12 protein-coding genes and 5 pseudogenes are annotated in these 13,248 nt (G+C 54.0%); 12 read left to right on the top strand and 5 right to left on the bottom strand.

Going from position 1 to position 13,248, the window contains the following annotated elements; all coding sequences use genetic code 11:
- The first annotated feature begins 42 nt into the window (after window positions 1-42).
- The 3 genes from ASE07_RS21035 to ASE07_RS28355 all read left to right on the top strand — a co-directional run bounded on the left by ASE07_RS21035 (window position 43) and on the right by ASE07_RS28355 (window position 2,526).
- Complete coding sequence (locus tag ASE07_RS21035) at window positions 43-1,449, top strand: amidase family protein (RefSeq protein ID WP_156396862.1); 1,407 nt, start codon at window positions 43-45, stop codon at window positions 1,447-1,449.
- Window positions 1,450-1,625: 176 nt separating this feature from the next.
- Window positions 1,626-2,009, top strand: coding sequence for an IS3 family transposase (locus tag ASE07_RS30890; protein ID WP_082584360.1), 384 nt, complete (start codon window positions 1,626-1,628; stop codon window positions 2,007-2,009).
- A gap of 43 nt (window positions 2,010-2,052) precedes the next feature.
- The gene (locus ASE07_RS28355) at window positions 2,053-2,526 is read left to right on the top strand and encodes an integrase core domain-containing protein (RefSeq protein WP_082584359.1); all 474 of its coding nucleotides are present in this window, start codon (window positions 2,053-2,055) and stop codon (window positions 2,524-2,526) included.
- A 140-nt stretch (window positions 2,527-2,666) separates the two neighbouring features.
- On the opposite strand, the gene ASE07_RS21025 is transcribed toward ASE07_RS28355, so the two are convergent.
- Entirely contained in the window at window positions 2,667-2,879 is a 213-nt protein-coding gene (locus tag ASE07_RS21025) for a 2-hydroxymuconate tautomerase (protein ID WP_235548557.1), read from the bottom strand.
- Window positions 2,880-2,910: 31 nt separating this feature from the next.
- Complete coding sequence (locus ASE07_RS21020) at window positions 2,911-3,903, bottom strand: Bug family tripartite tricarboxylate transporter substrate binding protein (RefSeq protein ID WP_162256925.1); 993 nt, start codon at window positions 3,901-3,903, stop codon at window positions 2,911-2,913.
- 516 nt (window positions 3,904-4,419) lie between these two features.
- On the opposite strand from ASE07_RS21020, the pseudogene ASE07_RS30885 reads away from it, so the two are divergent.
- The 3 genes and pseudogenes from ASE07_RS30885 to ASE07_RS29030 all read left to right on the top strand — a co-directional run.
- A pseudogene (locus tag ASE07_RS30885) lies at window positions 4,420-4,551 on the top strand (IS5/IS1182 family transposase); the annotation flags it as partial.
- Window positions 4,528-4,680: pseudogene (locus ASE07_RS29500) on the top strand (IS5/IS1182 family transposase); the annotation flags it as partial. The pseudogenes ASE07_RS30885 and ASE07_RS29500, both read left to right, overlap by 24 nt.
- Before the next feature lie 169 nt (window positions 4,681-4,849).
- Window positions 4,850-5,041 carry a hypothetical protein gene (locus ASE07_RS29030; protein WP_156396860.1) on the top strand — a complete coding sequence of 64 codons (192 nt, stop codon included), beginning with the start codon at window positions 4,850-4,852 and terminating at the stop codon, window positions 5,039-5,041.
- An 88-nt stretch (window positions 5,042-5,129) separates the two neighbouring features.
- On the opposite strand, the gene ASE07_RS21010 is transcribed toward ASE07_RS29030, so the two are convergent.
- Window positions 5,130-6,008: a LysR family transcriptional regulator gene (locus ASE07_RS21010; protein WP_057292784.1), complete on the bottom strand. Its 879-nt coding sequence runs from the start codon at window positions 6,006-6,008 to the stop codon at window positions 5,130-5,132.
- 101 nt (window positions 6,009-6,109) lie between these two features.
- Between ASE07_RS21010 and ASE07_RS21005 the strand changes: the two genes are divergently transcribed.
- From ASE07_RS21005 to ASE07_RS20985, 5 genes are all read left to right on the top strand, one after another.
- Window positions 6,110-7,366 (top strand): CaiB/BaiF CoA transferase family protein, encoded by a 1,257-nt coding sequence (locus ASE07_RS21005; RefSeq protein WP_235548555.1) that lies wholly within the window; start codon window positions 6,110-6,112, stop codon window positions 7,364-7,366.
- A gap of 36 nt (window positions 7,367-7,402) precedes the next feature.
- Window positions 7,403-8,191, top strand: a complete 789-nt coding sequence (locus ASE07_RS21000; RefSeq protein ID WP_057292782.1) for an enoyl-CoA hydratase/isomerase family protein — start codon at window positions 7,403-7,405, stop codon at window positions 8,189-8,191.
- 45 nt (window positions 8,192-8,236) lie between these two features.
- On the top strand, window positions 8,237-9,244 hold the full coding sequence (locus ASE07_RS20995; protein ID WP_235548554.1) for a Bug family tripartite tricarboxylate transporter substrate binding protein: 1,008 nt from the start codon (window positions 8,237-8,239) through the stop codon (window positions 9,242-9,244).
- Between the two features lie 81 nt (window positions 9,245-9,325).
- Window positions 9,326-10,123 carry an enoyl-CoA hydratase/isomerase family protein gene (locus ASE07_RS20990; protein WP_057292781.1) on the top strand — a complete coding sequence of 266 codons (798 nt, stop codon included), beginning with the start codon at window positions 9,326-9,328 and terminating at the stop codon, window positions 10,121-10,123.
- A 42-nt stretch (window positions 10,124-10,165) separates the two neighbouring features.
- A complete protein-coding gene (locus tag ASE07_RS20985; protein WP_057292780.1) occupies window positions 10,166-11,143 on the top strand; it encodes a Bug family tripartite tricarboxylate transporter substrate binding protein in 978 nt (325 codons plus the stop codon).
- A gap of 259 nt (window positions 11,144-11,402) precedes the next feature.
- On the opposite strand, the pseudogene ASE07_RS28350 reads toward ASE07_RS20985, so the two are convergent.
- Window positions 11,403-11,690, bottom strand: a pseudogene (locus tag ASE07_RS28350) (IS6 family transposase); the annotation flags it as partial.
- Between the two features lie 4 nt (window positions 11,691-11,694).
- Between ASE07_RS28350 and ASE07_RS29960 the strand changes: the two are divergent.
- Window positions 11,695-11,933: pseudogene (locus ASE07_RS29960) on the top strand (DNA/RNA non-specific endonuclease); the annotation flags it as partial.
- 19 nt (window positions 11,934-11,952) lie between these two features.
- Here ASE07_RS29960 and ASE07_RS20975 read toward each other — a convergent pair.
- Window positions 11,953-13,228 (bottom strand): annotated as a pseudogene (locus ASE07_RS20975) (putative bifunctional diguanylate cyclase/phosphodiesterase).
- Window positions 13,229-13,248: the final 20 nt, after the last annotated feature.

Raw genomic sequence — 13,248 nt, 5'->3', positions numbered from 1 at the left:
CACGCCGAATAGAAAATCGTGCAAAGAAAGGACACAGTGAAAATGGACTTAAGTAACCTTGGTTTAGACATTCAAGCGCTTCGAGACGGCTATCGGGAAAAATTATTTACCCCGGTAGATGTCGTGACTGAGGTCTTTCGACGCATAGAGGCAAGAGGCCAGGATTATGCATGGACAGAGCTAGTCGATAAAGAAATCGCCCTGCGAGAAACGCAGCGTATCGAAAAACAATTCCAGGGTAAGGATTTTCCCTCTTTGTATGGCATTCCATTTTCCGTAAAGGACAATGTGGATATCATCGGCATGCGCACTACCTGTGGTTGCGAAGGATTCGACCACATACCGAACGTCTCGGCCACCAGCGTTACGAAAGCGCTTGATGCAGGCGCGATATTAATTGGCAAAAATGCACTCGATCAGTTTGCCACCGGGTTAAACGGCACACGAACAATGGGGGGCCATTGCCGCAACGTATTCGACGAACGATATATATCGGGCGGGTCAAGCTCTGGCTCGGGCGTCGCCGTTGCTGCAGGCATAGTTACATTCTCCTTGGGCTCGGACACCGGCGGTTCCGGCAGAGTGCCGGCGGCCATGAATAATATCGTTGGGGTCAAGCCAACTTTAGGGCTGGTCAGCGGCTCCGGCTTAATCTACAACAATCGCTATTTCGATTGCGTTCCTGTTTTTGCTCGCACTGTTGAAGACGGCTACCAAGTGTTGGAAGTCATTCGTGGATATGATGACACTGACATCTTCAGCCGTGAAGACGCGGACGATATATCCCTTGCTCCGATATTAGAGGGTGAATTCACTTTCGGCATTCCGACTAAGGAACATCTGAAATTTTTTGATGACGTACATGCGCAAAATGCGTATTGGCGAGCCGTTGAGTCGATGAAGGCTATCGGTGGAAAACCAATTGAGGTCGATTTTTCAATTTTTATTGAAGCGGGCAAGTTACCATTTGATAGCGGCTTGCTCGCCGAGCGTGCAGTTAGTTATGGCGAGCTGGTCAAAAGGCATCCAGAAACAGTGCATCCCGCAGTGACATCAATGATCCAAAAGGGCCTGAGCTATTCAGGTACAGACACTGTCCGGGCAATTTATAAAATGACTGAGCTTCGGAGAAAAGTAAAAAAGCTTCTTCGTGGAGTCGATGTTCTGGTAACGCCCACAGTCGGTCGCGCGTATTTTTGTGAAGAAGTTAAGGCGAATCCAATCGACTTAAACAACAATATCGGTTATTACACCTATCCTGTTAGCCCACTCGATTTGTGTGCGCTAGCGATACCTGCCAGCATGCGCCCAGACGGCCTTCCATTCGGTATCTCGTTGGTAGCTTTGTCTGGTCAAGACAGGGATTTACGGGCAATAGGCGGACGGCTACAAAAACATGTGACGCTAAAACCAGGGCTAGAGCAAAAGTTCCTCACAAAAGGCGATTGAAGCCGCCGATGTAACGGAGCAGAGGCAGAGCGGATTCAGGACATTCGCTACTGATTATGAGTCAGCAGATCCAAGGGGCTAGGATTATTCGGTGCCTTTATATGTATAAAATTGCATAGGAGTCGGTAAAATCACCGGACGAAAATCGTCATCTTCGCTGTATCTCTTCTCGTTTCATGCTCTGCTTGCGCAAATTGGGGCGCAAGACACTGGAGAACGATTTCCTCGAGGAAGCGGTGGACTTTGCCAAGGCAAAAAAGTGGATTGCGCGCTCGCCGTCTTGCTCAGGCTCAATCATTGAGACTGGTCTGCGAAGCCCTCGGCGTAGCCGCAGCAAGAACGATGATTCGGCCGCTCAACAAGCCATTCGTTCAGTCGTCCACGATCTGGCGAGCTTTAACTATCGACGGGTTCGGGGCGTACTACGACTGAATGGCATGCCGGATGGTCGGCCTATCAATCATAAACGCGTCTACCGCATCATGCGTGATCATCACTTGCTGTTGTACCGACCTGGACAGCGCCCAGTCAACCAGCGGCGCCATGATGGCAAGATGTAGCGGTCGGGAAGAGCAACGCCCGCTGGTGCTCTGACGGCTTGAGCTGTCTTGCGACAACGGTGAACGGGTACGTATTGCCTTTGCGCTGGATTGCTGTGACCGTGAAGTGATGAGTTGGGTTGCTGCCACCAAAGGCATCGATGCGGGCCTGGTGGGTGACTTGATGATGCAGGCAACGGAATATCGCTTTGGCGATGCCGGACCGCCGTCAGAGATTGAATGGCTGTCGGACAATGGCAATTGCTATACCGCTGCAGAGGCACGTTACTTTGCCAAACTGCTTGGCCTCAAACCAGTCACCATGCCGGTGTCAAGCCCGCAGAGCAACGGCATGGAGGAAAGCTTGGTCAAGACGATTAAACGTGACTATGCGAGCCTGGCGGCGCGCCCGGACGCTACGATGGTGATGCAGCAACGTGGAAGCTGGTTTAAGCACTACAACACGAAGCACCCGCATAGCGCCTTGAAATACTTACCGCCGCAGCGTTTCAGGGAACAACAGGCCTTAACTCAATAATGCCGATTGCCGGTAAGCGGGGCCGGCCATAGCACCAACCTTGGCATAACGCGATGGGTTGTTGAACGTCCTGTCGCGTGAATGCCTAGCCTCTTTAGCATTCCCTGGATGCACGGGCTGAAGTTAGACGACCTCCGTAATCATCTTCCCATGGCTTTGACGGATACGCCTCCTACCGCGTAGTCCTCCTTCTGTAGTTCTTGAATCATGATCCTGACGTTTCCAGTAGGAGAGCCAAGTGTAGTTACCACGGCGTCAGTTAGTGCTTTCATAAGCAATGCCTTTTGCTCTTCAGTCCGACCCTCAAATAAATACACATGTAAAACGGGCACGGTAACACTCCTTATTTCCATTAAATTCGATTATTTTTAAGTTAATACCTGATCATTCAGCGGTGATGCGAGCTTCTTCGGCAATTCTTCTCCAATTTGCTATATCGCTTTTGAGCACGGAGGAAAACTGCGCTGCCTGAATCGTAGTCGGCTCCATGCCGAGTCCATTGATAAGTTCTGTATATTCGGGGCTCTTCGTAATCGCGGACAAAGCAACTTCCCACTTTTCAGTGACAGACGTCGGTGTATTCTTCGGTAAAAGAAACCCCATCCAGCCATAAGACTCAAATCCAGTAAACCCAAGCTCTTTAAAGGTAGGGATATTAGGAAGTAGCGATGAACGCTCTGCTCCAGTAATTGCAAATACTTTTACCTTGCCAGCCTTTAGCATCGGCATGACCGACCCGACATCAATTACCGCATAATTAATATGTCCGCCCAGAAGGTCTGTCATCATGGGCGCACCCCCTTTGTAAGGAACGTGAACAGCCGTCAACCCAGTCTTTCGGGTGAAGAGTTCTCCATACAAATGAGAGGTGGTGGCATTCCCGGCAGAGCCAAAACTAGGTTTGCTTTGCTGTGATTTAACAAAATCGACATATTGCCCGAAAGAGTTCGCTGACACCGCGCTTGACACAACGAGTACGGCGGGCGATCGCAAGACTTGGCCAACCGGTACAAAGTCGGTAATTGGATTATAAGGAGCTTTTTTTCCTACAGCCTCATTCTGGATGTGCAGCGTAGTTGTGAACAATGCCGTATAACCATCAGGAGAGGCTTTGCCCACAGCCTGAGTTCCTATAATTCCACTTGCTCCAGCTTTATTTTCGACGATAACCGGTTTGCCCCAGCGCTCCGAGAGCTTGCGCCCAATAAAACGCACTGTGGTGTCTCCAGAGCCACCGGCCGGATAAGGAATGACGACATTCACCGAACGATCCGGGTAGTCCGGCACATCCGCCCAAACTTTTTGCACCGAAAGCACAGCGATAAAAAATACACCAGCGACAATCGTGTGGCGCCTGAGATTCGTTCTATTAAGCACGTCAGCCTCCAATATTATTGATTTTGCATTTAAGACATTTCACGCCGAAATGCCACGACATAGCGCATCATCTACTCCTACGGCATGCGAAGCAGAATCTTGCCGATGTGATCAACCATACGCGGCGAGTTGCATCTTGATTCGAGATTAGTAACGTTTCACTGCTCGTGTTATCCCCACCAATGATTAAATGGCAGGAATGATTCAAACATCTGGGAAACTAAAGAGCAAAGAAAATTGAATATTTGTGCATAATATGAACAGGGAATTAGTTTTTTGATCGAGTTAGGTACTTATATGGACGCGCGATATTAAGTGCGGCTAAAAAAATAAATGAAAAGCTGTCATATGCCTTGCTGGATGCTTCTGTTCTCGCCCCCGTATTACAGGACCATCGGCATCATTAAGTTAAGGCCCGTTGACCCTGCACCGGAATTAGGACAATGCTGAACAAGTAAACGAGAAAGGTTGCTCAAGCGTTACAGGCATCATTGACGACGGACACGGCGAACGACGATGAAGCAGCAGACACTGGCGATGGCGGCGGACCAAGGCTTCGAGCAATACCGCAAGCCGACGCGGCGCGATCAATTTCTGGAGGCGATGAATCGCATCGTGCCATGGGAAGCGCTGTGCGCGGTGGTCAAGTGGCTGTGGGGCTTCACCAGGGTGCGCGATCGCGGTCTGGCCAAGAATGCATGCCGCGCCTTCACGGCGCTGACCCTGGCAAATATTTACCTGTCACGCCATCGGTTGATGGCACAGGTGCGCCCGTAATGGGCGAAAGCGGGCGGAAACGCCCAGTGAGCCGCCCGCAAGGGCATGAAATAACCGGCTGAACGCCGCCAATTTCCGATTCAAATCGATCACGTCGGCCTGATTTCAGAAATCAACAGCTTGTTCAGCATAGCCTTAAGCCAAACACTCACTCGCTGCCTGTCCTGCCGTGACCAATCGTAGCACTGTGCGCTGGATGATTCTGAAACAGGCGATGAACCCAGTGTTGCTGATCAGGTTCATGCAGCGCCTGGTGCGCGATGTACAGCGCAAGGTATTTCTGATTCTCGATAACCGGCCAGCGCGCCATAAGGCAGACTTAAAGAACGCAGTGATCCGTCATTTGCGCAAAATTAGTTAATCGCCTGACCGGGTGAAAAAATACCTCCAACATGGCCCAGTTAGTTATGCCGCTCGAATTATTCTTAACTCTACAAACCGATGCCGGATCAATAACAGGTCTCGAAGAGCTTTAGCACCCGCGCAAGCACCGGCGACTGGTTCTGCGGATTCCACAACACTGAAATTTCCGCCATTGGCGTTTGTCCAATGATGTCCAGGAAAACCACATCAGGTATGCCGCAGGTCCTCAGCCAGTCAGGCACCAGTGCAACCCCCGCGTTAATTGACACCAGGCTGATCATCGTCAGCATATGTCGCGCCTGATGTGGAATGACAGGACTGAAACCGGCTGCATTGCAGGCGGTGATGATGTTATCGTAGAACCCCGGAGCCGTATGCCGCGGCGGCAGGATGAAATGGTCATCCTTCAGCGCTTGTAGCCGCAACGCCCTTGATGAGGCGAGGCGGTGCGCAGCGTGCACAGCGATGACCAATGGCCCACGCGCCACAGGCCTGGCATCCAGTCCATGCCGTTCAAGTGGCGTATGGACCAAGCCAATATCGATCTGACCGAGCTGTAAAGCTTTAACCTGGTCCATCGAATTCATCTCTTCCCAGCCCACTGAAACTCCGCGCAGCTCGGCAATGACCCGCAGGTAGTGTTCGCGGGCATCAGTAAATACCGTGGTCGCAAGGAAGCCGGCGCGCAGCACCCCTCTTTGCCCTTGTTCCGCCTCTTGCACTGCACGCTGCACGTTGTCCGCCTGCGCCAAGATCCGCCGCGCTTCCTCCAGCAGCGCAGCACCCGCAGCAGTGACCTGCACATAGCGTTTGGTTCTGATAAGCAATTGCACGCCCAGACTTTCTTCCAACCGCTTAATACTTTGGGTAACAGGTGGCTGGGAGACATGCAGGCGGCTCGCGGCTCGCCCGAAATGGAGCTCTTCGGCGACGGCTACAAAACAGCGAAGTTCTTTCAAGTCCATGTCAGTAATTTGATTTTGAAATTAGTGTGATTTAAAAAACGTAGTGGACGAATTATAACGGGCGCGCCATAGTGCAATGCATGGAACCACAGGATGAAGTGATGAGTGATCAAAAAATTCCACTAAGAAATGATCTCCCCGCGATGACTGCCCTGAATGGCCTTCGCGTTCTTGATTTGAGCCGCATTCTTGCCGGACCGTGGTCTTCGCAGATACTCGCCGACCTGGGCGCCGAAGTGATCAAGGTTGAACGACCTCGGCAAGGTGACGATTCACGACGGTGGGAACCTTCCGTGCCGTTAGGTGAGAATGGCGTGGCGGCGTCGGCTTATTTCTGCGCGGCCAACCGCGGCAAGCAATCCATTACCGTCAACCTGGCGAGCGCGGAAGGTGCCGACATCATCCGGCGGCTAGCCGAGGTGTCGGATGTCCTTATTGAAAACTACAAGGCGGACGACCTGGCGCGCTATGGATTGGGCTATGAGGATTTGTCCAAGATCAATCCCCGCTTGGTGTATTGCTCCATCACCGGCTTCGGGCAGACGGGCCCGTACCGGGCGCGTGCCGGTTATGACACTATTATCCAGGCCATGGGGGGCCTAATGAGCATTACCGGCGAGCGCGACGACCGACCGGGAGGGGGGGCGCAGCGCTCCGGCATGCCGGTGATCGATCTCATGACCGGTATCTACGCTGCCGTCGCCATTCTCGCCGCGCTGAGGCATCGCGACGCAAGCGGTGTGGGACAACACCTCGATCTGAGCCTGCTAGATGTGCAAGTGTCTTCGCTGGCCTACTTCGGCCTGAACTACCTCGCGACCGGACGCATCCAGTCACGGATGGGAAATACCAACCCGGTCACCCATCCAAGCGGCGTGTACTCGTGCGCCGACCGGCAGATTGTCATCCTGGTCGGCAATGACGACCAGTTCGCGCGCTTCTGCGTCATCCTGGGATTGCCGGAACTGGCGCGCGACGAGCGTTTTGCCAGTTCCGGCTTACGCGTGCAACACAGCGCGGCGCTCGACTGCCAAATTATCCCGGTCCTGCAATCGGCCACGGCATCAGTCTGGATTAACAAACTTGAACAAGTTGGCGTGCCATGTGGACCCATCAACGACATGGCCGCGGTCTTTTCCGATCCCCATATACAGGCGCGCGGCGCGGCAACCAGCGTCAGCCATCCCGAACTTGGGGAAATCCCCATTCTTGCCAGTCCAATCCGTATGTCAGTGACACCAGTCCAGTACTGTTTGGCGCCGCCGCTTTTGGGTGAACACACGCGTGACGTGCTGAGCCGGTTACTCGGCTTTGGTGGCAAAGACTTTGATGAGCTCTGCAGCAAGGGAATTGTGTGACTGCAGCCTTCTGCAACAATAAAAATGGAGACAGCCATGCCAGTGTTATTTGAACAACGCGGGCACGTCGCAATTCTTACGCTAAGCCGCCCCACAGCGCGCAATGCCTGGGGCGAAGATTACAACGAAGACCTCATTGCGCTATGTGAACGAATGGAAGGCGACCGCAACATCCGGTGCGTCATCCTTACGGGCGATGAGGAGGGTGGCGCGTTTTCGGCAGGCGCCAACCTGAAGGACGAAAATACGCATGCCACGCATTCCGCCGCCCAGTTCATCGAGGAATTGCCCAGGGCCAGGAAGTTTGTGACCCATATCTTGACCGAGTTCTCCAAGCCAATTATCGCCGCGGTCAATGGGTATGCGATCGGCATCGGCTGTATTGCCACGCTTTCCTGCGACTTGATCATCGCTTCGGAACGGGCCGAATGGCGCCTGCCGCAAGTTCGGCTCGGCATATTGCCCGCGCATGCCGGCGGAGTGCGGCTCGCGCGTTGGGTTGGCAAGGGAAACGCAATGCGCGTGGCGATGGGCTTTCCGCTGAAAGCGGACGAGGCCCATCGTATCGGGCTCGCGCAATGGCTGGTGCCGCACGAATCTCTCATGAAAGAGGCGATGCAAGTCGCCGAAACAATTGCTGCCATGCCGCCGCTGGCTGGCCGCCTTGTGAAGGAGTCGATCAACCGCGGCCTGGACATTCCGAATGTTGGTGACGCCGCACTGGTGGACGTCTATCGTTTCATGATATTGCAGCAGACCGAAGACGCGCATGAGGCACACGATGCCTGGCGACAGCGACGCGAACCGACCTTTAAAGGCAAGTAGGGTAAAGGTATCCGACAACAGAAAAACGGAAATAGGAGACAAACCATGAAAAGCAGGATGCAAGATGGTTGGGCGAAAAAGCGGGACTCCCTCCTGTCGACGGCGGCTGTCGTAGCTTGCCTGGCCTTGACGGCCTGGTTCGCGCCGGCGGCGGCACAGGAATTTCCAACTCGGCCTATCAAGTTCGTCGTGCCATTCCCGCCGGGCAGCGGTACAGATGCCACAGCCCGGTATTACGCAAACGAGCTGTCCAAGCTGACCAGTCATCCGGTCGTTGTGGAAAACAAGCCTGGCGGCAGCGGCTTCATCGCCGCGTCGAGCGTCCTGAATGGGCCGGCTGACGGCCACACGGTCCTTATCGGCAGCACGTCGACGCTGGCGACCAACGTCGCCTTGTTCCGTACCTTGCCCTATGATCCGGTCAAGGACTTTGCGCCTCTTTCCATGCTGATGGGTTCGACCGTTATCCTGTTGGTGCCGCAGAACAGTCCTCACAAGGGGATCACGGATTTGATCAACGATGCCCAAAAGCGGCCAGGGGCGCTCAACTACGCAGCGGGCGCGGCGAGCTATCAGCTCATGTCGGAATGGTTTAACGAGATGGCGCACATCAAGACCACCCATGTGCCCTACAAGGGGGCACCCGATGCCGCTCGGGCTGTCATGTCCGGCGAGGTCGACTTTACACTGGTCGATACAACCACTGGCCTCTCGGCGCTACAGGGCGGCAAGGTACGCGCGTTGGCGGTCGCTTCCAATCAGCGCTTGAAAAACCTGCCAGAGGTGCCTACTGCGGTCGAAAGCGGGTTGCGCGACTTTATCACCTATACCTGGGTAGGGGCGGCGGTACCGGCGAATACGCCCCAGCCGGTTGCCGCCAAACTCACGGCGTGGATAGCACAGATTGCGGAGCGCCCGCGAACCAGGGAGTTCCTGGAAAAGACCGGTATGGAAGTGATGCCGATCGGCCCGGCCGAATTCCGCAAATTCCAGCAGGAGAACATCGTCTTGTGGAAGAGAGTGGCGCAGAGCGCGAATATCGAGCCACAGTAACACCGGGCTGACACGATGCGGCCATGACAATGCCATCTATAGCGTACCTTCGTTCAAGCAGAATCCAGTAAAGGAAAATGAATGACTATTGCCACGGAAAAATTAATCGACTACGAGTGTGTCGACCAGGTCGCCACCATCCGGCTGAACCGGCCAGAAAAGCTCAACGCGTTTAGCGACGAGCTCGTGCTGGCGCTGGTCGACGCATTGCGGCGATTCGATGGCGATCCCAACGCCAATGTCGCTGTGCTCGCCGGGAACGGCCGCGCGTTCTCAAGCGGCGCCGACGTTAACCAACGCCAGTTGCGCACCCGCGAAGAGCTTACCCTGCTCGGTGGCCCGGAAGGCTTTGGAGCCAAAGGGGCCGATATCTTTACCCGGGCGGTTAATTGGAAACCTGTCATTTCAGCCGTCCACGGTTATGCGATCGGCATGGCGGTTGGCGTCGCATTCAGCGCCGAACTCGTGGTGGCGGAGGAGGGCACCCAATTCCAGGTTACCGAAACGCCGCGGGGACTATCCGGCGTGCGCTATGCATCTCTCATGCGCCTGCGCGGCATTGGCAGCTTCGCACTTGAAGCGACGCTGACTGGCTCCTTTTTTAGCGCCGAGCAGGCGTTCGCCGCCGGCCTGATCAATCGCGTAGCGCCCCGTGGCGCTTATCTGACGACCGCTTTTGAGCTGGCGCGGGGAATCGCGCAAATGCCGCCGCTGAGTGTGCGGGCCATGGTGCGCGCGCATCGGCTCGCCATCGAGAAGGCGGAGCGGGAAGCGGCCATCCTGACCGACCCGCTCAAGCTGCACCTGACGGAAGATTTTGCAGAAAGCGCGCGGGCTTTCGTCGAAAAGCGTCCAAAGCGGCCAATGCAGGGTAGGTGAAACGGGCATTATTGCTATTAACAATTACGCAAGGAGACAGCAATGGAACGCAGGAGATTTCTTGGCGCGGTTGCCGCATTGGCAGGTTCGACAACCACCACCTTCACCCACGCGCAGCAGGCCATGTATCCGGTCAAACCGATCCAATTCGTCGTGCCCTATTCTCCCGGGGGCGCGACGGACAATACCGCGCGCCTGATCGCAAAATTTCTGGCGCCGATCTTAAAACAACCCCTGGTGATCGACAATCGTGCCGGGGCCAATGGAAGAGTGGGGGCCGAATACGTTAAAAGAGCAGAACCGGACGGTTACACGTTGCTGATGGGAGGAATCGGTCCGCTGGCCATTGCTCCGCATCTTGAAAAGGTCTCCTACGATCCGTTCAAGGACTTCACGCCGATCAGCTGTCTCGTCACATGGGATACCGTACTGGTCGTGAATCCATCAGTGCCAGCAGCTAACGTGCCGGAGCTTATTGCGCACCTGCGCCGAAACGGCACGAAAATGAACTACGGTTCGTCGGGTCAAGGGGGCCCCTATCATGTCGCCGCCGAACTGTTCAAGGCTCTGGCGAAGGTGGAGATGATGCACGTACCTTACAAAGGGGACGGTGCCGCCATCGTGGACCTTATTTCTGGCAATACTCAGGTCATGTTCACCTCTGCATCGGCGATTCTGCCGCATATCAAGACGGGCCGAGTCAGGTTGCTGGCAAGTGGCGGTACGCGCCGCTCTACGTTGTTCCCGGACGTGCCGACGATCAGTGAGCAAGCGCTGCCCGATTTTGCAGCCGAGGCATGGGGGGGCGTTTTTGGGCCGGCCGGCATGTCCAAGGAAGTCGTCGGCAGGCTGTACGCGGCCATCCAAAAAGCCTTTACAGATCAGGCTTTGCGTGATGGCATCAATGCTCAGGGCTCGCAATGGATTGCCAGCAGTCCAAACGACTTTAGCCTCTTTCTCAGGGAAGAATATCTGAAATGGGGCCGGGTCATAGACGAACAAGATCTCAAGTCAACGTAACGTTCATGGCCGCTACATCAAATGTTTTTTCGAACGAGTTAAGTAAACATTTTAGGAACTCATTGCCGGCACATGGAGGAATCAAGCTGAAACGGGTGACGCTCGATGAAGGGTTCTGTCGCATTAACGGCACGGTCGGCGGCTTCAGGCCAACGGTCCTGTTGTGATCTTGAGTGGACGGCCATGTTAAACACCAAGGGAATGCGTTTCTGTCACGTTAATGAATCAGGAACACAGTGAGAGCTGGTCCAATCAATGCTCAAAAAGCAGTGCACGGATTTTGGGCGAGACCAATGATCTGATGCCAGTACACGAAGCGCCTGGCAAGTTCAGTTCGATAGCGCGCGGCGGCAAGGTGATGACGCTTGAGGGCAAAATGCTGCCGAATCGGCCCAAAGCTGGAGAGGAAGGTCTGTGTTCGTGCCAGTGAGTGGAAACCTTTCATCCGCCGCTCGCGTTCCCGGGTAGGTTGATGGCTATTCTCGGCCCGGTTGTTGACCCGGGCTGCCGCTTTGACGAACACATGCTTGACGTCCGCCAGTGCGGGAAAAGGAGGCGTCTACGTCATCACCGGCCCGGTCTATGAAGTCAAGCCCAAGACGATTGGTGACAATCGAGTGTGGGTACCCAATACCTATACAAGCCGGTCTACGACGCAACAACAGGGCGCGCCTGGGCACACTGGATTGGAAACAATGACGGAGCACGTGCGAGCAAACCAATTAGCTACGCTGAGCTGGTTCGAAGGACGGGCATTGAGTTTCTACCAAAGGAAAAGGTTCTCGACTGACTACCGAAGAAAGTCCAATCTAATCAACCTCAACACGCCTCTCAAAATACTTGACGACCTCTTCTGGTGGCAGGGGCTGAGAGAATAAGTATCCCTGAATTTCATCGCACTCAAGAAGTCGCAACGCTTGCAATTGCTTATCAGTTTCTACCCCTTCAGCAATGACGCGCATGCCCAATGCCTTCGCCATCGATATTATGGCCTTGAAAAAGACTTCACCCTCTTTGCTCCGGCTTTAATACATCCACATCAAGTTCTTGCAGAGTTGAAAGTGATGAATAACCAGTACCAAAGTCATCCAGATGAACAGAGACCCCCAATGCGTGGATAGTTTTCAGTTCATTGAAAACCTGTTCGGAGTGGCTAGCCATGATAGATTCGGTCAACTCAATTTCAATCGACGACGGCGGAAGGTCGTAGCGGCGCAAAGCTGACTTCAGGAGCATACTGACACCGTTTTCATGGAATTGCTTCGCAGATACATTAACGGATACAGGGAAGAGGTTCAATCCTTGATTGCGCCATGCAGCGACTTGTTGACAAGCCTTGTTCATCACGATTTCGCCGAGTTGTACAATCAAATGCGAGCTTTCGGCCGCTGCAATAAATTCTGCGGGAAAGATAAGGCCTTTTTCGGGATGGTGCCATCGAACCAATGCTTCCATGCCTACCGGGAGGGCAGATTTGACGTCAAATCGCGGTTGATAGTGGACGACAAACTGGTCCGCTTCAACTGCCAGAGTCAAGCTTCTTTGTAGCTCGGTCTGGTGGTGGATACGTGTGAATAGCTCTTGCTCGAAGAAGCGATTCAAGCTTCTTTGTAGCTCGGTCTGGTGGTGGATACGTGTGAATAGCTCTTGCTCGAAGAAGCGATGCCTGGTTGTCGGTTCTGCCTTTGCAGCGTACATGGCGATGTCGGCATTTCGGATTAGCGTTTCCACATCTCTCCCGTCTTTAGGGAACATGCTAATTCCAATCGAAGCGCCTATCGCGAAACTACGCTGTTTAATGTCAAAAGGCTGCGCAAGCGCGTGACGAATTCGATTCGCTATTTCGATAACGTGGTTTTCATGCGTTACACCTTCAAGCAAACCGATAAATTCATCTCCCCCAAATCGCGCCACGGTATCCCCAGGCCGAAGCACACTGCGGAGTCTCGACGATACCAGATGCAGCAGTTTGTCTCCTGTCGAATGTCCCCATGTATCGTTGATGTTTTTAAACTTGTCTAAATCAATAAAGAGGACGGCAATTGATTCGCCTCCCGCAGTGGCACGTTCGAATGCAGCAGGCAAATACTTTGTAAGCCAATGTC

This window comes from Noviherbaspirillum sp. Root189 (genome assembly GCF_001428545.1).
Taxonomy (GTDB): Bacteria; Pseudomonadota; Gammaproteobacteria; order Burkholderiales; family Burkholderiaceae_D; genus Noviherbaspirillum.
Note: the sequence above shows the minus strand (reverse complement) of the source record. Positions and strands in the feature narration are given on the sequence as shown.

Bases quoted from the DNA above. Each gene is read 5' to 3' on its own strand.
- ASE07_RS20995 (WP_235548554.1), top strand. From the start codon at position 8,237: ATGAAAAGCAGGATGCAAGATGGTTGGGCGAAAAAGCGGGACTCCCTC.
- ASE07_RS20990 (WP_057292781.1), top strand. From the start codon at position 9,326: ATGACTATTGCCACGGAAAAATTAATCGACTACGAGTGTGTCGACCAG.
- ASE07_RS30890 (WP_082584360.1), top strand. From the start codon at position 1,626: ATGCTCTGCTTGCGCAAATTGGGGCGCAAGACACTGGAGAACGATTTC.
- ASE07_RS21010 (WP_057292784.1), bottom strand. From the start codon at position 6,008: ATGGACTTGAAAGAACTTCGCTGTTTTGTAGCCGTCGCCGAAGAGCTC.
- ASE07_RS21000 (WP_057292782.1), top strand. From the start codon at position 7,403: ATGCCAGTGTTATTTGAACAACGCGGGCACGTCGCAATTCTTACGCTA.
- ASE07_RS21025 (WP_235548557.1), bottom strand. From the start codon at position 2,879: ATGGAAATAAGGAGTGTTACCGTGCCCGTTTTACATGTGTATTTATTT.
- ASE07_RS21005 (WP_235548555.1), top strand. From the start codon at position 6,110: ATGAGTGATCAAAAAATTCCACTAAGAAATGATCTCCCCGCGATGACT.
- ASE07_RS20985 (WP_057292780.1), top strand. From the start codon at position 10,166: ATGGAACGCAGGAGATTTCTTGGCGCGGTTGCCGCATTGGCAGGTTCG.
- ASE07_RS21035 (WP_156396862.1), top strand. From the start codon at position 43: ATGGACTTAAGTAACCTTGGTTTAGACATTCAAGCGCTTCGAGACGGC.